Annotated in this window: 14 protein-coding genes; 2 read left to right on the top strand and 12 right to left on the bottom strand. The window is 46.0% G+C overall.

Annotated features, from left to right (window positions below):
* Positions 1–27: 27 nt before the first annotated feature.
* The 6 genes from ureC to AC1DOV_RS09770 all read right to left on the bottom strand — a co-directional run bounded on the left by ureC (position 28) and on the right by AC1DOV_RS09770 (position 5,574).
* Complete coding sequence (gene ureC, locus AC1DOV_RS09795) at positions 28–1,743, bottom strand: urease subunit alpha (protein WP_477549786.1); 1,716 nt, start codon at positions 1,741–1,743, stop codon at positions 28–30.
* Positions 1,740–2,108 (bottom strand): urease subunit beta, encoded by a 369-nt coding sequence (locus tag AC1DOV_RS09790; protein WP_477549785.1) that lies wholly within the window; start codon positions 2,106–2,108, stop codon positions 1,740–1,742. The genes ureC and AC1DOV_RS09790 overlap by 4 nt, the downstream gene beginning before the upstream one ends.
* A 93-nt stretch (positions 2,109–2,201) precedes the next feature.
* Positions 2,202–2,504: an urease subunit gamma gene (locus AC1DOV_RS09785; RefSeq protein ID WP_441875885.1), complete on the bottom strand. Its 303-nt coding sequence runs from the start codon at positions 2,502–2,504 to the stop codon at positions 2,202–2,204.
* Between the two features lie 216 nt (positions 2,505–2,720).
* Entirely contained in the window at positions 2,721–3,689 is a 969-nt protein-coding gene (locus tag AC1DOV_RS09780) for a D-alanyl-D-alanine carboxypeptidase family protein (RefSeq protein ID WP_477549784.1), read from the bottom strand.
* A gap of 96 nt (positions 3,690–3,785) precedes the next feature.
* Positions 3,786–4,880 (bottom strand): sensor histidine kinase, encoded by a 1,095-nt coding sequence (locus AC1DOV_RS09775; protein WP_441875879.1) that lies wholly within the window; start codon positions 4,878–4,880, stop codon positions 3,786–3,788.
* Positions 4,870–5,574, bottom strand: coding sequence for a response regulator transcription factor (locus AC1DOV_RS09770; RefSeq protein ID WP_339207922.1), 705 nt, complete (start codon positions 5,572–5,574; stop codon positions 4,870–4,872). The genes AC1DOV_RS09775 and AC1DOV_RS09770 overlap by 11 nt, the downstream gene beginning before the upstream one ends.
* Before the next feature lie 241 nt (positions 5,575–5,815).
* On the opposite strand from AC1DOV_RS09770, the gene ilvD reads away from it, so the two are divergent.
* Positions 5,816–7,501 (top strand): dihydroxy-acid dehydratase, encoded by a 1,686-nt coding sequence (gene ilvD, locus AC1DOV_RS09765; RefSeq protein ID WP_076270807.1) that lies wholly within the window; start codon positions 5,816–5,818, stop codon positions 7,499–7,501.
* A gap of 170 nt (positions 7,502–7,671) precedes the next feature.
* Here ilvD and AC1DOV_RS09760 read toward each other — a convergent pair whose 3' ends face one another.
* Positions 7,672–9,063: a polysaccharide deacetylase family protein gene (locus AC1DOV_RS09760; RefSeq protein ID WP_477549783.1), complete on the bottom strand. Its 1,392-nt coding sequence runs from the start codon at positions 9,061–9,063 to the stop codon at positions 7,672–7,674.
* 166 nt (positions 9,064–9,229) lie between these two features.
* Here AC1DOV_RS09760 and ytvI point away from each other — a divergent pair, with 166 nt between their 5' ends.
* On the top strand, positions 9,230–10,393 hold the full coding sequence (ytvI, locus tag AC1DOV_RS09755) for a sporulation integral membrane protein YtvI (RefSeq protein ID WP_441875872.1): 1,164 nt from the start codon (positions 9,230–9,232) through the stop codon (positions 10,391–10,393).
* Positions 10,394–10,461: 68 nt separating this feature from the next.
* Here ytvI and AC1DOV_RS09750 read toward each other — a convergent pair whose 3' ends face one another.
* From AC1DOV_RS09750 to mltG, 5 genes are all read right to left on the bottom strand, one after another.
* A complete protein-coding gene (locus AC1DOV_RS09750; protein ID WP_477549782.1) occupies positions 10,462–12,525 on the bottom strand; it encodes a peptidoglycan D,D-transpeptidase FtsI family protein in 2,064 nt (687 codons plus the stop codon).
* Between the two features lie 209 nt (positions 12,526–12,734).
* Entirely contained in the window at positions 12,735–14,951 is a 2,217-nt protein-coding gene (locus tag AC1DOV_RS09745; protein ID WP_477511677.1) for a methyl-accepting chemotaxis protein, read from the bottom strand.
* Between the two features lie 198 nt (positions 14,952–15,149).
* The gene (locus AC1DOV_RS09740) at positions 15,150–16,412 is read right to left on the bottom strand and encodes a peptidase U32 family protein (RefSeq protein ID WP_339207918.1); all 1,263 of its coding nucleotides are present in this window, start codon (positions 16,410–16,412) and stop codon (positions 15,150–15,152) included.
* A gap of 175 nt (positions 16,413–16,587) precedes the next feature.
* Complete coding sequence (locus tag AC1DOV_RS09735; protein ID WP_441875863.1) at positions 16,588–17,520, bottom strand: peptidase U32 family protein; 933 nt, start codon at positions 17,518–17,520, stop codon at positions 16,588–16,590.
* Positions 17,521–17,575: 55 nt separating this feature from the next.
* A complete protein-coding gene (mltG, locus tag AC1DOV_RS09730; protein WP_441875860.1) occupies positions 17,576–18,682 on the bottom strand; it encodes an endolytic transglycosylase MltG in 1,107 nt (368 codons plus the stop codon).
* Positions 18,683–18,736: the final 54 nt, after the last annotated feature.

Raw genomic sequence — 18,736 nt, 5'->3', positions numbered from 1 at the left:
CCTGTCGTCCATGGCCGCAGCGCGCAGCTAAAATAAGAAATAACGCTGCGCCATCGGCAGCACCTCAGCTGGCTCGCAGGTCACATGCTCGCCATCTACCAGAACATGATAGGTTTCCGCGTCAACCTCAAGCTTAGGCGTTGCATCATTGTGGATCATATCCTTCTTCGTTACGCTGCGGCAGCCTTTTACTGGTTCAATACGTTTCTGCAGTCCGAGCTCCTTCGCAACCCCGAGGTCATAGGCTGCCTGAGATACAAACGTAATCGAGCTGCTAAACACCAGCTTCCCAAAAGAGGCGAACATCGGCCGACCGAACACAGGCTGCGGTGTTGGGATGGAAGCGTTTGGATCACCCATCTGCGCAAATGCGATGCTCCCGCCCTTCAGCACGAGATCCGGCTTGACGCCAAAAAACATTGGATTCCAAATGACAAGATCGGCGAATTTGCCCACTTCCAGCGAACCTACCAGATGAGAGACACCATGCGTGATCGCAGGATTAATCGTATATTTGGCAATGTAGCGCTTAATACGGAAGTTATCATGCTGTTCATTGTCGGGAAGGAGCGGTCCTCGCTGCTTTTTCATCTTGTCTGCCGTTTGCCATGTGCGGATAATAACTTCTCCTACGCGCCCCATCGCCTGTGAATCGGAGCTAATCATGCTGAATACGCCCATATCATGCAAAATATCTTCCGCTGCAATCGTCTCCGGCCTAATCCGAGAATCAGCGAATGCAACGTCCTCAGGAATGCTGCTGTCCAAATGGTGGCAAACCATCAGCATATCCAAATGTTCTTCTATCGTATTAATTGTAAAAGGACGAGTAGGGTTCGTGGATGACGGCAAAACATTCATCTCACCCGCCGCGATGATGATGTCTGGGGCATGACCGCCGCCCGCGCCCTCGGTATGATAAGTATGAATCGTTCTTCCGCCTATGGCCGCAAGCGTATCCTCAACAAAACCTGCCTCATTCAGCGTATCGCTGTGGATAGCAACTTGAATGTCATACTGATCTGCGGCTTGCAGGCAAGCGTCAATTGCTGCTGGTGTTGTTCCCCAGTCCTCATGCAGCTTAAGCCCAATGGCTCCCGCTTCAATTTGCTCAATGAGCGGAGCGGTGAATGAAGCATTGCCTTTACCCGTAAAGCCGATATTCATCGGAAAATGTTCGGCTGCCTCCAGCATGCGCCGCATATGCCACGCGCCAGGTGTAACCGTCGTTGCATTGGTTCCTGTTGCCGGACCTGTTCCGCCGCCGATCATCGTCGTGACGCCTGAGGAGAGCGCCGTTTCAATTTGCTGCGGACAAATAAAATGAATATGCGAATCAATGGCTCCTGCTGTTACAATCTTTCCTTCACCGGCAATAACCTCGGTACTTGCGCCAACAATCATATTCGGGTGCACGCCGTCCATTATGTCTGGATTTCCGGCTTTGCCGATGCCAACGATAAATCCATCCTTTAGGCCGATATCCGCTTTCACAATGCCGGAATGATCGATAATAACGGCATTCGTAATCAATGTATCCAGCACACCCTCATCACGCTGCGCGCCGCTCGACTGCCCCATGCCATCGCGTATAACTTTGCCGCCGCCGAACTTGCATTCGTCGCCATACACCGTGTAATCTTGTTCAATCTGTGCCCATAGCTCCGTATCTGCCAGCCGAATGGCATCACCCGTTGTAGGGCCAAACATGGCCGCATAGCTGCGTCGATCCATCTTAGTCATTTACCTTCGCCCTCCCAAGCCGCAAGTCGTTCGCGAACAACATCTGGCAGCCTGCCGTTCTCCGCTTTCCCTTGGCTGAGACCATTAAGTCCATAAGATTGCTTTTTACCACCCAGCTCAACGACGGTTATAGGCTTCTCCTCACCGGGCTCGAAACGAACCGCTGTCCCTGCTGCGATGTGAAGACGCATCCCGAAAGCTGCCTCGCGATCAAACCTCAATGCACGATTCACTTCAAAAAAATGAAAATGAGAGCCTACCTGAACCGGTCTATCTCCAGTATTTACTACAATTAACTGCTTCGTCATTCGCCTTGCATTTAATTCAATTTCACCGTCAGCCGTTCGATATTGTCCAGGTATCACAGGCCATTCTCTCCTCCCCTATAAAGCTGATCGTTCACATACCACTTTCTATATCAAATGAAATGATGCCCATAGCCGTTTTACTTATCGTTTTCAGGTTATCGGGTCGTGAATGGTAACAAGCTTCGTTCCGTCTGGGAAAGTCGCTTCCACCTGAACCTCGTGAATCATTTGCGGTATGCCAGTCATGACTTGATCTGCATTCAAAATTTTTGTTCCAAATGCCATTAGCTGTGCAACGGTCATTCCATCACGAGCGCCTTCCATAATTTCAGAGGTGATTAACGCTATGCTTTCAGGATAATTAAGCTTCAAGCCGCGATTCATTCGTCGTCTTGCCAAATCTGCAGCGATCGTAATGAGCAGCTTTTCTTTTTCACGTTCGGTCAATTGCATATACTCACCTCTTTATCTGTATTAGTTTTATTATAAACAGCAAATACGGGTTCGTAAATCATTTAATGTTAGTTTTTGTGACATAAAAACAAAAAGTCCAGAAAAAGCGACTCGCGCTCGCCCTAGACTTAACATGACAATAACACAATTATTGCGATGAGAATAATCGACTATTTTCTGCATCATTCGAGAAAAATAGATTTAACTCTACATTATTTATCCTACTTTAAAGCCTAGTTTGCTTTGGACATGCCCCATCACGCTCTCCAAGCCGCTTAATTGAAAACCGTATTCAAACAGCTTCCCTGTTTCCGTGAATCGCTGCTCTGGCGTCTTCGCCCCCATAATGACGGATACAAGCCGTTTGCCATCCTGCTTCGCAGTACCTGTAAAGCAATAGCCAGCCTGCACGGTATAACCTGTTTTCAATCCGTCATTGCCCGGAAATGCATACGGCATGCCGCTTAGCATCATGTTTGTCGTCTTCAATCTTTGCGAGGTGCTCGCAAGCTTCACGCTATTGCGGCTGGAAACATCGACTACCTCAGGATACTTCTTCAGTAAATAGGCAGCTAGTGTTGCTGTATCCTTAGCTGACATCATGGTATCCCTGTCTGAGGAAGCAGCTTCGAACGGAAGCAGATCCTCATGGCTTAGGCCCGTTGCATTCGCAAAGACGGTTTGATTGGACAAGTCCAGCTTAGCAGCCCGATTGTTCATTAATTGAACAAATGCAGCCTCACTGCCGCTAACATGCTCTGCAAGCGCTACTGCCGCATCGTTCGCGGAATGAATCGCCATCGCTTCAAAAAGCTCTCTAACCGTATAGGTCTCCCCCGCCGCAAAGCCTATTTGGGAACCTGGCACCTCTGCAGCATAAGCGCTGGTTTTCACTTGTTCTTTCCAATCAAGCGTACCTTCACTTGTGAGATCTAATATGACAAGCTCTGTCATCAGCTTCGACATGCTTGCAGGCGGCAGCGCTTCATTTGCATTTTTTTCGTAGAGCACTTCCCCTGTATTGAGATCTATTAAAATAGCCGAGCTAGAATCCAATTGCAAATCAGCTTTAGATGGGCTGCCTTTTAATGAAATGACGTAAAAGACACTGACGATCACTCCAATTGCGGTTAGAAGCCACAAGATTGTACCTCCACGTTTTCTTCCATACGTTTCTTGCTGCATAAAAAACGATCCCCTTTCACTGTCTCTTCTATACAACCAAGTATAGGAGAGTCAGTTTAAGGAGACCGTAAACAAACCATAAGAAACCCTTAATTATTAATTAATAATCGGCAATGTTATACGGAATGCCGTTTGCTCCGAATCACTCGTAACCGAAATCGTACCTTCATGCTTTTCAACGATGCCTTTGACAATGGCAAGCCCTAAGCCGGAACCGCCAGACCACTGTGTTCTTGATTTGTCTACGCGATAAAATCGTTCAAAAATATGAGGAATGTCCATCATTGGAATCGGTTCACCAAAATTAATAACCTCGATAACGGCTGCACTGCCCTCCAACTGAACAGTCACAACGACCTGTTTGCCGTCTCTGCCGTAATTCATGGCATTCACTATCAAGTTTTCGAATACACGCACAAGCTTGGCTGCATCTCCCTTGATCATGACTGACGTTTTATCTGTCACCAGCTTGCTCTGCATTCCCGCTTCCTCCAGCGGCAAACGAAACTGCACAAGCAGCTGTCCGAGCATTTCGATTAAATTAAAATTCGTTACTTTAAGCGCAGTCGTATCATGCCTCATTCTCGTATATTCAAAAAGATCATTAATGAGGACATTCAGCCGCATCGATTTTTCATAAGCGATTTGAACATAGTGGCGCAGCTCTACCTCGTCTCGATAACGATCCTGCTCAATAAGTCCCAAATACCCAAGCACTGACGTTAAAGGTGTTCGCAAATCATGGGAAACGTTCGTGATCAATTCGTTTTTGGTTTGCTCTGCCTTCCGCTCTTCCACGAGCGCATGATGGAGCCTTCCTGCCAAGCTGTTCATATTGGCTGCCATAGGACCAAATATATTTCTTTTCCGCACTTCGATTTTGTAATCCATATCATAGGTACCGTCAGCAATGCCGCGAACCGTCTTATTCATTTGACCGAGATAATGAAATAAGCTCCACTGGAGAATGATGTAGTAAAAAAGAGACATTACAATGCCCGCAGCACCATACACAAGCCGTCGATCAAACCTATCAATGAATTGATAAAAAACTCTCATTGGCCTTACATTATCGATAAGCCACATTCCGAACCCTAATAGGATATACAGTGAAAAGGCCGCTAGCACGGCGCTTATCGCGATATTCAGCAACGAACGGAAGACAAGCTTTAATGCAATGTTATCCTTCAATTTTATAGCCAACCCCCCAGACCGTGATGATCATCTTATCTCCAAGCTCCTTCTCCAGCTTATCTCTGAGCTTGCTAATATGGACCATTACCGTATTGTTGGAATCAAAATATTTTTCTTTCCACACCTGCTGGAAAATATCCTCCGCACTAAACACGCGACCAGGCTGGCCAGCGAGCAAATGCAAAATGCCGAACTCAGTAGAAGTTAGATGCAGCGGATTGCCGTCTATTTCAGCCGTATGGCTCAGCTTATCGATCCGCAGCGGTCCAAGGCGAAGTTCCTTATCTAGTCGCGCCCCGTTATTCGCACTTGCTTGGCCGCTGTACTGATAGGATCTTCTCAGTAAAGAGCGTACCCTAGCCACAAGTTCAAGCGGATTAAACGGCTTGATCATATAATCGTCTGCACCGGTCATCAGCCCCATAATTTTATCCATATCCTCTGCTTTTGCACTGAGCATTAGAATAGGGACCGATTGATCGCGTCTGAGCCGCCTCGTAGCTTCCAGCCCATCCATATTCGGCATCATGATGTCTAAGATGACTAAGTCAAACGGATCTCGCGCATAAGCAAGCAGCGCCTGCTCCCCGTCATACGCCTTTTCGGTAATAAACCCTTCATTTTTCAAATAGATCTCTATAAGATCGGCAATTTCCCGCTCATCATCAACAATTAATACTCTTCTTTCCAATTTCAAGCGCCTCCTTATTCATCTTCAAATTATTCTCATCGTTACCAATGAGCATACTATACATGAATAACCTGCATCATGTCCTATTGTTTCACGGAATATCACAATGTTTAAGCCATTTTTAATGTTTTTTTAACATTTATTTGCGAAACGCCTTTCGGCTGACGTTATAGCCAACGCCTGTCCGTTGTGATAAAATCGAGAGTATTGATATTTTAATAAGCATATAGGGGGAACTTACATGGCGGCCAAAAGAATGCGTTCAGACATGATCAAAAAAGGATTCGACCGCGCACCGCATCGCAGCTTGCTTCGCGCCGCAGGCGTAAAAGAGGAAGATTTCGACAAGCCGTTTATCGCGGTTTGCAACTCGTATATTGATATTATTCCTGGTCACGTTCATCTACAGGAGTTCGGCAAGCTCGTTAAAGAAGCGATCCGTGAAGCTGGCGGCGTTCCTTTCGAATTTAACACAATTGGCGTTGATGATGGTATTGCAATGGGTCACATCGGTATGCGTTATTCACTTGCCAGCCGTGAAATTATTGCCGATTCCATTGAAACAGTCGTAAATGCTCACTGGTTCGACGGTATGGTTTGTATTCCAAACTGTGACAAAATTACACCGGGCATGATCATGGGCGCACTTCGCGTCAATATCCCGACTATGCTTGTAAGCGGCGGACCTATGAAAGCCGGTAAAACATCCGATGGTCGTTCAATTTCACTCTCCAGCGTATTTGAAGGCGTAGGCGCTCACCAAGCTGGTAAAATCAATGACGATCAACTGATGGAGCTTGAACAATTCGGTTGTCCGACTTGCGGCTCTTGCTCCGGTATGTTTACGGCAAACTCCATGAACTGCTTGGCAGAAGGCATGGGACTTGCAATGCCTGGTAACGGCACGATTCTTGCTGTTTCTCCAGAACGCAAAGAGTTCGTTAAAGACGCTGCTCGCCAATTGATGAAAATCATCGAGCTAGGCATCAAACCTCGCGACATCGTTACAAAAGATACAATCGACAATGCATTTGCTCTAGATATGGCAATGGGCGGCTCAACAAACACAGTTCTTCACACGCTAGCAATCGCGCATGAAGCTGGAATCGAGTACCCAATTGAGCGTATTAACGAAGTAGCTGAACGCGTACCGCATTTGGCAAAAATCGCTCCTGCATCCGATTATCACATTGAAGATGTGCATAATGCAGGCGGCGTAAGTGCTGTCCTTAATGAGCTATTCAAGAAAGAAGGCGCATTGCATGGTGACTGCATCACCGTTACTGGCAAAACGCTTCGTGAAAATGTTATTGGCTGTGAAATTCAAGACACCGATGTTATTCATACCATCGACAACCCGCATACAGAACGCGGCGGTTTGGCTGTACTATTTGGTAATCTGGCTCCACACGGCGCTATTATCAAAACAGGTGCAGTTGACAAGTCCGTTGGCGGCTACCACAAAGGTCCTGCTATCTGTTTCGATTCCCAAGACGAAGCGCTTCACGGCATCGCTAACGGAAAAATCAAAGAAGGTCATGTCGTAGTCATTCGTTACGAAGGACCACGCGGCGGCCCAGGTATGCCAGAAATGCTTGCACCAACTTCGCAAATCGTAGGTATGGGACTCGGCGCTAAGGTTGCCCTCATTACAGACGGACGTTTCTCCGGCGCATCTCGCGGCATCAGCATCGGCCACGCTTCTCCTGAAGCAGCTGAAGGCGGCCCTATCGCTTTCGTACAAGACGGCGATATCATCGAGATCGACATGAACAACCGTACGATGGATCTTCTTATTAGCGACGAAGAGTTCGAGAAACGCCGTTCCGAATGGAAAGGCTTCGAGCTAAAAATCAAGCGCGGCTACTTGGCTCGCTACGCTCACCTTGTTACATCTGCCAGCACGGGCGGCGTAATGAAAATGTAGTTATCGCCTTCAGCATCCTCTGGATGCTGAAGCAGCTTTGACCGAAAAGATAAGTTGGAGCAATAGATAACTTTTCTTATATTTAAACAAAAGGAGTGCAGGCTGGAAACAGCCTGCACTCCTTTATTTATTTAACATTCATTTGGATAAATGTCATTTATATCTCAACATTAAATCGCTGTTGTTTTTGTACCTAACTGCGCAGCTTCGTCGGCTGCTGCGTTTAAAGTTCTCTCTACTGTCTGGCTTATATCTTGAATCATGTTCAGCTGTGCCGTTGCATAGGACCTAATCGTTGCGACGGGCATTAACAGCATACGCGGCGAGATCAGTTCTCTTTTCTTCTTGCTCTGAGAAGTCTGCTTCGTGTTCGTTAATACTTTAATCAATACACGCAAGTACACACGCGATGATCTGGCAAACCAGCCCTCAGGCAGCTGAAATATTTCAAATCCTAATCGATCAGCCCCGCGATGGATCATTGTAACCCCATATACCGCTTTGATGTCATTCGCATCTGTATCTTCAGCAAGCTGATTTGCGAGCAGTGGAAGAGCTTGCTCCACTTCACGCAGCATACGAATACCTGTAGCTACAGGGGATTTTGAGGTTGCTGCAATCATCGACAATTTCTTGTTGTCAAAATGCAGTTCTGCAATACGGTCTCCCTTTGAGACGCGTCCTCCCTCTGCTAATTCAATGTCCTGACCAGTGTATGTGGTCACCCGGTAATGAAATGCTGCATCCTTCACATCACCAACGGTCTTCAAACGGAAAACGACGTGAAAAAGACGCTCCCATGTCAGCCAAAGCGATATCATCGCTTTCTTTAAGAGTGATGTATGAGCAGCACGCGCTGCTTCAGATCGCTTCATCATTTCTTCAATGCCAACAAAGCGGAAACCTTGCTTCGTACCTTCTTCTAAGTAAGCCTCAAGTGCCGTAAGCATATTTCTCGGTGCATCCTTGTCCGCCCCAAAGGTCATGCCGCAATCATGCAATAGAATGACTTCACCTGGCCGAAGCTTTTTCATCATCCGGTTTTTCAATCGTTCTGACCCTAAACGTATCCGCCAATCACCGAACATTGCCGACCACAAAATAATTTGCAAATGGCCTAGGTTCGCATAATCGAATACATTTACGATTCCCCATGGCGGGCGATAATAAGTCGATCGCACTCCCGTAGCATGCTCAATAATGTCAAGCGTACGCTCGATTTGGCGCTTAACCGTCCTCGGACGCATTAACCAGTTCGATTTGTGAACGTAATTATGGACACCAATATTGTGACCCTCATCCTTCATCCGCTTCAGCAGCTCTTCTTGCCCCTCGGCATGTGAGCCGACAACAAAAAAGGTTGCCTTCGCATTGTAGCGGGCAAGAAGATCGAGCAATTGCGGCGTATAGATCTCATCTGGCCCATCATCGAACGTTAAAGATATTTCGTTTCCCACACGGCCCTTCTTAAAAACACGAAAGCCAAAAGTACGGCTAATGAGGCCAGGAAGAAACGCATAGAAGGATGCTACGTATAATCCCCATAACAGCAAATTTTCCATTTTGTTTTCCCCACCGTTATATGATTTAGTCGACGAATAAATAGCGGTACAAAACAACAACAGTAGTATTAATTGTAGCATAACGCAATTAAAAATAGGCATCTTTTTAAAAACTATAGTACAATCTTTATGGAAATATGAATATGGAAAAAGAAGGAGAAACATTATGCTGCCCTTTTACAAAAAGTATTGGCGAACCGCCTTTGACATCGCACTCATTGCACTAACTGTCTATTTAATTATGTTTTCATTCAGCTATTTGTACCGAATCGCAACGCCTATATTTTTATCCTTTCTCATTTTCTTATGTATCGAGCCGCTGGCAAGGCGTCTAAATAAGCTTGGCATGAAAAAATCGATCGCTTCCGGCATTTCGATTCTGCTATTCACTTTAATTTTACTTACCGCCTTCTCAGGCGCTGCTTATCTAATTACGAAGCAAGGAACTGAGCTCGTTAACAACTTCCCGAAATATCAAGAAATGCTCGCTGTTCAAATCGCTAATCTGACAGAAGAGGTGCAAACCAGATTTGGGAATCTGCCCGCAGATTTGGATTTGGTTCAGCGCTCCAAAGACCTCATTGAAGGTGCTTCTTCAACCTTGGCATTGTTTGGAAAGACTGTACTGCTTAGCATCATCGGGTACGTCACATCCTTCTCAACTTTCATCTTTAATTTTGTAGTCGGGATTATATTAGCTTATTTCTTAAGCATCGAAATTACGACTTGGAAAAAGACGGCCGAGGACAAAACGCCAAACACCTTCAAAACGGCATTTTTCTTCCTTAGAAACAATGTATTTAAAGGAATCGCGTTATATATTAAAGCGCAAGCCAAGATGATTAGTATCACCTTTGTCGTTATTTTGATCGCGCTCCTTCTGCTGCGCGTAGAAAATGCTTTTGTCATAGCAGTCGTATCCGCTATCTTCGACATTTTGCCGCTGCTAGGCGTAGGCACTATTTTTATCCCATGGATTATTTACTTAATTATTGTCGGCAAAGTCTCGCTTGCCATTTGGCTGTCCGTCCTCTTTCTCGCAGTTGTGCTTACACGCCAAATTCTTGAACCAAAAATTACAGGCGACTCCTTAGGCGTATCCGCCTTTACAATGCTCGCTTTCATGATTGTATCCTTATCGCTTTTTGGCGTCGCAGGTGTCATATTATCACCTATTCTTATGATCTTAATCAAAGCGCTGTATGATCAAGGGTATCTCCACCGCTGGATTCATGCTCCGCAGGGGGAATACGACAACCCTCCGGACAAGCCGGACGACGCTGATAGTATATCGGTGAAAATAAATAACAAGGACATCAAGGAACAATAATACGCAAATAAAACAGAGCCACCCCATTGCAAACGAACGTTGATTCGTCTGCAATGGGGTGGCTCATTTTATTTGGAATGGCGTGCGGCGATATCCATGACGCCGCGAAAGAGCTTAGTCGCCTGGTGCGAGCTTCCAGGCGGCTTGTTCTCCACGAGGACGGCTACCGCGTATCGTGGAGCTTTGACCGGGCCGTAGCCCGCAAACCACTGGTGGTTGCGGGCGATTCCGGCATGAGTCGTTTCGGCGGTGCCGGATTTGCCGGCAATCGCCCACAGCCCTTGGCGGATCGATCGACCGGTTCCATGGTCGACGACCGCCTGCATGCCGCGCAGCAGCGCATGCGCCGTGGCCGGTTTAATCCGGCCACGGATCGCTTGCGCGCGCTGCGCGGGCAGCTTCACCATCCGCTGGCCGTTGGCATAGCGGATTTCACTCACTAGGCGCGGCTCCATTACGCGCCCCTCATTCAGCAGCGTTACAATCAGATTTGCCGCTTGCAGCGGCGACATCCTTACATCACGCTGCCCAAGCGCGCTTTGCGCGAGCACGCCGCCATCGACGCCATCCAGCATGGCTGCTTCTTCCCGCGCTTGCTGCGCCGCGTCAAACTTCCCGCTCCGCTTCTCATTACGCTTGCCATTACCACTGCCATTACCCTTGCCACTGCCATTAATACTGCCATTACCGTTGCCATTTCCATTCTCATTGTCATTGCCACTGCCATTCTCATTCTCATTCACATGCCCATTCCCAATCTCATGTTCACTCTCGTGCTCATTCTCACCCATCTCAACGCCGTTATTCCAAGCGAGCTTACTCTTAACGGCTGCAAACAGCTGTCCGCGATCTTCCTCCTCAAGCAGTCTCAGAGGCGATGTAAAGGGGCCAAAAGCTTCATCGCGATGCCAGCCCGCTTGCTGCCCTATCCCGAGCAAACCCGCGGTCCGCTTCAACTGCCTAGCTTCAAGCCGCTCAGCCAGCGTTGCAAACACAATATTGCATGATTGCGCCAAGCCCTCTTGGAGTGTCAAGCGGCCGTGTCCACCTTCCTTCCAGCAGGATAAGCCATATTTGCCGTATTCACCATTGCAAAAAAACGTTTCATGCTGATTCACTACACCCGCTTCCAGCGCAGCTGCTTCCGCAACAAGCTTGAACACAGAGCCGGGAGCGACTGCCTTGATTGCATGATTAGCCCACTCGCTGCCGTCGGAGCTTTGGAACTGTCCTGGCTTCAATTGCGGCCGTGATACCATCGCTACAATATCCGCATTGCTCGCATCCAGCACAACGATTGCTCCCTCTTGCAAGCCTTGTGCATCCACATACGCTTCGATTTCGTTTTGCAGCTGCAAATCAATCGTCGTCATCGCTTTAAGAGGATAATATCGATTGCCAGGCTGCGTAATCCGCATATCAAGGCCGTGCATAGGAGCATTACGTCCATCCAGGAAGTAGGAAACAGAAGTAGCCCCTACTCCATGCAGCAGCTTGTCCAGCGATTTCTCAAGACCCGACCCGCCAACCTGATCTACTAGCTTTCTTTTGCCACTTACGAGATCTTCCGCATGGTTAGTCTGCAGCCACTCAGGATGCTGGCTTGTAAAGCCAATCAGATGCTTCGCATCAAAATCCGGCAAATAGCGATTGCGATAAGGAAGCACACGTATACCGTTTAGCTCAAGTTTTTTTAGGCGGGTAATTTGATCATTTGTCAGTCGCAAAGGCGCTTGCATCCCATCAGCCTTCCAAAACACAGGCTCTCGCACAGCATCCCATTTCTGCTGCAGCTGCTCCGTGGTTACGCCTAGTAAGCGGCTAAGCTCAGCTAAACTCTTTTCTTGACCACGTAGCTCTGCCCGTACGGGAAATAAGGCAACGGCCGAGTAAGTTTCACCTGTTATCGGTTTTCCATAGCGATCATAAAAGTCACCTCTGCCTGTGTCCAGCACCAAGTTTCGTTGACGCTGCTGAACTGACAGCCGTTGCCATCCTCCCCGGTTTGCCAGTGGAGAAAGGACCGCTGAAGAAGAGCTTCCAGGGATCAATTGAATCCAAGCTAAGCGGCCAATATAAAACATCATTATTAAACTAATGAAACAAGCAGCCATAGTTATTCGTTTAATCATGTCCTGTTCTCATCCTGCGAAAGCTCCTTTTTAATGCTGCCTAATGTTTAATGAGCGCTGGAATCGTTGTTATACGTTCATTATCTCCTTCCGCGGCTCTCCTTCAAACATCCATTCTATTTTCTACAACAAAAAAAAGAGCTGTTCAGCATTAACTGCCTGAATAGCTCTTCCTTCAAAATTATCAATTTAATAGGATACCGTGATTGCTAATTAATTTTAAATTTAGAAAGTGAATCCTTGAGCTCACGAGACACCGTATCCAGCTTCTCCGACAAGCGCACCATACCGTCGCTAATGCTTAACTGTTCTGTGCTAAGTGATGCGACTTCTTCTGATGTAGCGGAAGATTCTTCAGCTACTGCACTCACGTTAGTCATCGCTTCGCCTAATACGACTTGCGATTCATCCAATTGCCCGATTGAATCCGTAACAAGATCCAGCTTCTTAACTAGTTCTCCCATTTGGCCAGAAACGGTTAAGAAAATTTGATTCGCTTCTTTTACAGAACCGATTTGCTCTTGGAATAACGGATAAGCATCGGACAAAACATGAACGGTCTCGTCAATCTCGCCTCTAATTTTCTCCGTGATTTGACCAACAACGTCAATGGATTGGCGGCTTTGATCCGCCAGCTTGCGAATTTCATCGGCAACGACCATAAAGCCTTTTCCTGCTGCGCCAGCGCGAGCAGCTTCAATCGTCGCATTCAATGACAAGATGTTCGTTTGCTTCGTTAAGCTGTTGAGCACGTCTAGGATTTTTACGATTGAGCCCGTGCTTTCCTTCAAAGCATCAACCTTCTCTACCATAGAACGGGTCATTTCTTCTGTCATGCTCGTTTTTTGAATAAGTACGCCCATATAGTTTGTTCCTTGCTCACTTGCCTTCTCAACGGCTTGCGCAGAGTTCACCATTTGTTCGTTGGCTGCAATAACTTTTTTCATTTGAACATCGATGTTTCCTGTAAGGTCAGAACCTCGCTCCGCTTCAACAGCCAAGCTTGTTGCTCCTCCCGCGATCTCCTCTGTTGCGACTGCAATCTCCTTAGCAGAAATAGCTGTTTTCCGAGAAGCATCTCCGAGCTCAGTAGCTGTAACCAGTACATCCTCAGCTGATCTTGTCGTCTGTACTGCAAGAGCAGTTATTTGTGTCATCATAAGATTAAAGCTGTCGCTTAGCTCACCAATTTCATCTTGGCGTTTTTTCATGACAGATCGTACGGTCAGGTTGCCGCTTGCTCCTTCAGTCATTAGGTTGCGAAGCTTAACCAGTGGCTGTGCAATCGTCATAATTACGAGAATACCGATTGCAATTGCAATAAGTGCTGCGATAACTACCGTAATCCATGTCAAATTTTGAATCGCTTTAGCATCTTTTACTAGTTCTTTTACCGGTACCGTGCCTAGCAGCTTCCAGTTCATCGTTTCGAATGTTTTGTATGTAGCCAAAACCTCAGCACCGTTTGTCGTTTTCATTTTCGACGAATCCTCAAGCGCTTTATCGCCTTCGGTTGGGAATGTAATACTCGCTGGCTTGCCTACCAATTCTGGATCATTATTTGTAATATATTCACCGTTTGCATTCACGATTGAAAGCTGGCTTCCTTCACCAAGGTTAACTTCTTCGAAGCGTTTCGCAAGCGTCGAGGCTTGCACCTCCAGCAGCAGTACATAAGATGCTTCACTTGAAGTTATATCTTTAATGAGTCGACTCAAGCCTATAGTTGGCGCACCCGCTGGATCTGACATGCCTTCAGGCTGTGGCGGAATCCAGTTTGTTTTCCCCGCATTTTCGACAGTTTCCATAAACCATGCTGTTTTCATTAATTTCTCCGCAGTGCCGGTGGTTGCCCGGCCGGATGTTACAACCGTCAATTTCGGATTTACAGGCAGCAGCATCATGGAAACGATCGTATTATTACCCATAACGTAAGATTGCATTTTGTCGCTTAAATTACGCGATGCCTCAAACTTGCTGAAATCGTCATCGCCGTCAAGCATTTTCCTTACAATTTCATGGAAGCTTTTATCAATTAATATTTGCAGCGATAAATCTTCATACGTCTTGAAAATAACGTCCATATTGTTTGCAACCTGATTGATCGTTTGAAAGCTCGCTTCTGAAACTTTATTTTCAATAATCGACTTCGACTTTGAATAAGCCATTAGACCTACTGTCAATACACACGCGATAATGCTGCAAAAGATAATCGTAAACAGCTTCGTTCCTACTGATTTAATCGGGCTTGACAGCTTTGTGCTTTTTACAGATAACGTCGCTGCCTTTGCTGCTTGTGATAAAGATTGCATTTTTGATGACGCTTTCATACTTGTACCTGACTTAATTTCGTTTGTGCTATTTTGCTCTTTTTCCTGTTTCTGTTTCTTTGTTTTCTTCTTTTTTTGTTCTTCTTGGTTTTCCATGAGGGAAGACACCGCCTTTAATATTGTAAGTCCAAAATAGTACGTTTGCTGCTAGCGCATCTTGCCGAAATATGTATTTACAGTAGATTTACAGTATATTATTTTATATCGACACATTCTTGTCATTTCATAATAATAAATACAAAAAAAAGAGTCTTATTTTCTAAAAAAATAAGACTCTAGTCATGTTTTGCCTATTTACTTCTTCCCGATCTTCTTTCTCATCATATCCATCGGTTTAACCGGCTTTAACGTACGAATGCGAATATGCTGCAAAGGATGGCGAGCCGCTTCAAGCGCATTGCCATCTGTATCCGTAATTTCGGTTACTGTTTGCTTGAAAAAAGTACCCTTCGGACCAACAAATTCGATTTCTTGTCCTAGTTTAAAGTGATTGCGCTGCTGCACGATCGCAAAACCCGTTTTATCATTATAATCTACGACTACTCCAGCAAAATCATATGGCGCTGCTTTTTCCTCTGGCTCATAAATATGATCCTCCGCACCCGGTGTATCAAGGAAAAATCCAGTGTTTAGCGGACGGTTGGCAGCCTTATTTATCTCATCCACCCATTCCTGCTTCAGCTCGAAATGCTCAGGATCAGCGAAATACGCATCAATCGCTTGACGATAAACATTAACGACTGTCGCCACATAGTGAATGCTTTTCATTCGTCCTTCGATTTTGAAGCTGTCAACGCCAACTTCGATAAGCTCCGGCAAATATTCAATCATGCATAGATCTTTAGAGCCCATTGTGAACTTATCTTCTTCTTCCGGGTACATTGGCATATCGTCAACAAACAAATCGTATTTCCAGCGACATGACTGACAGCAGCCTCCACGATTGGAGTCACGATCCGTAAAATGATTAGACAACACGCAGCGACCAGAGAAAGATGAGCACATCGCACCATGAATAAACGCTTCGATCTCAATATCAACATTTTTTTTTATTTCTGCAATGTCTTTAAAGCTCGTTTCACGGGCCAGCACAACGCGCGGCAAGCCTTCTTCCTTCCAGAACTGCACAGCCTGCCAATTCAGCGTAGATTGCTGCGTGCTCAAATGAACCTCAAGCTTAGGAGCTACTCGCTGCGCCGTTTCAATAATGGCAGGATCTGCGGCAATGATAGCTGAGATTCCTGCTGCTTCTAGATTGCGCAAGTAGTCTTCAAGTCCCTCTACATCCTCATTGTGCGCATATATATTTGTCGCGACAAACACCTTTGCACCATAGCGGTTGGCGAACTCAACGCCTTCCTTCATTTCTTCAAAGCTGAAATTGTCTGCATTGGAGCGCAAGCCATACTTTTGACCGCCGATATAAACCGCGTCAGCTCCGTAATGAATCGCAAATTTCAGCTTCTCTAAATTTCCGGCTGGTGCGAGCAGCTCCGGCTTGTCCAGCCGATGGCGTTTGCCTTGATAGCGAGGTGTCGTCTTCTCAATTGTTGTCACTATGTGTACCTCCTAAGTTTTGCGAAGCAAAACTCACTTCGTAAGCATTAACTTTGGTTTTGCGAAGCAAAACTCACTTCGTAAGCATTAACTTTGGTTTTGCGAAGCAAAACTCACTTCGTAAGCATTAACTTTGGTTTTGCGAAGCAAAACTCACTTCGTAAGCATTAACATATTAATAGACTTGCTCTTTGAAGAAGAAGCCAAAACTCAGCTCTCGCTGCGGATTCTGGACTTTCTTAATCGCGTCAAGCCATTCCTCTTGGAAAATGTAGCCCTCTGGATCAGCCAAATAGGCATTGATTGCTTGCCGATATGAGCGCACAACAATTTCGTTGTACTCGGTAGATTTCATTAATCCCTCAATCTTCAAGCTGGTTACTTTAGCATCCAGCAGCTCATGAAGGTTCTCTACCATACAAACATCATCCGAGCTCATAATATGAGTGCCGTTCGCATCTTCGTAGATTGGATAACGCTCGTCCTGCCGCTCCGCTTCCATCACATAAAGCCCGCGATCCTTGTCTTTCTCCGGAAGCCGATCCGTCTCCGACTGATGCTCCATATAGCTCTCTACAAGCGAACGCTTTGAATGATAAATATTCGTCATCCCATGCACATGTACTTGAACCTCAAGTTCTGTACTAGCCGTTGTCTCGCAAACCTGATCCATATTGAGTTCGCGTGCGAGCACATATCTAGTCGCACCTCTGCGGCCCCAATAATTAGCTGTAACATAATTAGTTGAGGTCATTTCGGCATTCCAGTGCAGCGCCATGCCTGGGGCATGCAACCTAGCAGCCATTAAGACCGCAGGGTCGCCGAATACTAGTGCATCAACGCCAGCTTCAGCAAGCGAGGATACATAATCATTTAATGAATCCGCTGCTTCATTATCCATAAGATTGTTAAGGGCAGCATAGATTTTCACACCCTTAGGCTTAGCGAGCTTTACGGCCTGCGCTATCATTTCTTTGTTAAACTCTCCTGCTAATCGCATACCGTAGCGTGCTTCGCCAATGACAAAAGCATCCGCGCCTGCTGCCATGAGCCTCTCCAGCTCTTCTATAGATGCAGCGGTAGCTAACAATTCCGGCTTGTACGCCATACTTGATCCTCCTTAAAAACACCGTGAAGCTTCGTTTCCTATCTAATCGTTATGACTACCCAGCCGTCTGATTACTTTTCTCGATGTTTTTCAAATGCTCTTTATATGTTTTTGCGAACAAATGAGTCTGACTTCCATCCTTCTTGGTTACATAGAAAAAATATTCCGTATCTTCCGGATATATAGCCGCTTCAATCGACTTAAGACTTGGACTTGCGATAGGTCCAGGCGGCAAACCTTCTACCTTATACGTGTTATAAGGACTGTCTACGAGCAAATCCTTCTCGTAAAGACGTTCCTTTGGCTTATCTAATGAATATTGAACGGTAGCATCAATTTGCAGCTTCATGCCATCGGCAATCCGGTTGTAAATAATGCCCGATACGAGAGCTCTTTCCTCGTCCACAACGACTTCACGCTCTACAAGCGACGCGATTGTCAGCATATCATGAAAGGACATTTTTTTCTCTTCAAGCACTTCCATCCAGCCCTCTGGAAGCTCAGCAAGCTTCCGGTCGAGTTCAAGCGCCATCCGTTTAATAATATCTTCTTCTGTGCTTTCTTTTTTCATCTCATACGTTTCAGGGAACAGATAACCTTCAAGACGCTGATGCAGCTTATCGTTATTGGGAATGGAGCGAACAGCCTCCGCATCACCCCAATTGTTTTCCGATGCAATTAATCCAATAAACTTTTCTTTGTTGATCAATTTCTCTTGAGCAAGCTTGTCAGCAATTTGCAATACGGTAAAGCCCTCAGGAATCGTGAATCGAATCGTTTCTGCTTCTACGGTGTCGCCAGCATTTAGCTTGGCTATAATGGCTTCATTATTCATGCCGGGGTTCAGCTCATAAAGTCCCGCCTGAAAGCGGCCGCCTTGATCCTTAAGCTTCAAGTAATATTTAAATATAAATGCATTTTTAATAATCCCTTGCTCTTCCAGTAATTCTGCAACCTCATTCGCTGATGTTCCTCTTGGAATATCAATCTTCTGAACCGCACCAGCAGCTGTTGGCTTCAAGCTGCTCCACACATATAAAGCAACGCTTCCAGCACCTATAATCATAATTCCTAACAAGCTTAAAATAACCCATAATGTAATGCGGCTTTTCCTCGGTCCCGATGATGATTGTTGCTCAAGGTGCTGTGATGACTTGTCCAAAATTAGACCCCCTTTTTTATAATGCATCATTTTCGGTATATCGATTTGCGCAGG

Source organism: Paenibacillus sp. 01T47 (assembly GCF_056398245.1).
The sequence above is the reverse complement of the archived record's forward strand: the minus strand, read 5'-3'. Positions and strand labels throughout refer to the sequence as shown.

Bases quoted from the DNA above. Each gene is read 5' to 3' on its own strand.
- ilvD (WP_076270807.1), top strand. From the start codon at position 5,816: ATGGCGGCCAAAAGAATGCGTTCAGACATGATCAAAAAAGGATTCGAC.
- ytvI (WP_441875872.1), top strand. From the start codon at position 9,230: ATGCTGCCCTTTTACAAAAAGTATTGGCGAACCGCCTTTGACATCGCA.
- AC1DOV_RS09750 (WP_477549782.1), bottom strand. From the start codon at position 12,525: ATGATTAAACGAATAACTATGGCTGCTTGTTTCATTAGTTTAATAATG.
- AC1DOV_RS09780 (WP_477549784.1), bottom strand. From the start codon at position 3,689: ATGCAGCAAGAAACGTATGGAAGAAAACGTGGAGGTACAATCTTGTGG.
- AC1DOV_RS09745 (WP_477511677.1), bottom strand. From the start codon at position 14,951: ATGGAAAACCAAGAAGAACAAAAAAAGAAGAAAACAAAGAAACAGAAA.
- AC1DOV_RS09760 (WP_477549783.1), bottom strand. From the start codon at position 9,063: ATGGAAAATTTGCTGTTATGGGGATTATACGTAGCATCCTTCTATGCG.
- AC1DOV_RS09735 (WP_441875863.1), bottom strand. From the start codon at position 17,520: ATGGCGTACAAGCCGGAATTGTTAGCTACCGCTGCATCTATAGAAGAG.
- AC1DOV_RS09785 (WP_441875885.1), bottom strand. From the start codon at position 2,504: ATGCAATTGACCGAACGTGAAAAAGAAAAGCTGCTCATTACGATCGCT.
- ureC (WP_477549786.1), bottom strand. From the start codon at position 1,743: ATGACTAAGATGGATCGACGCAGCTATGCGGCCATGTTTGGCCCTACA.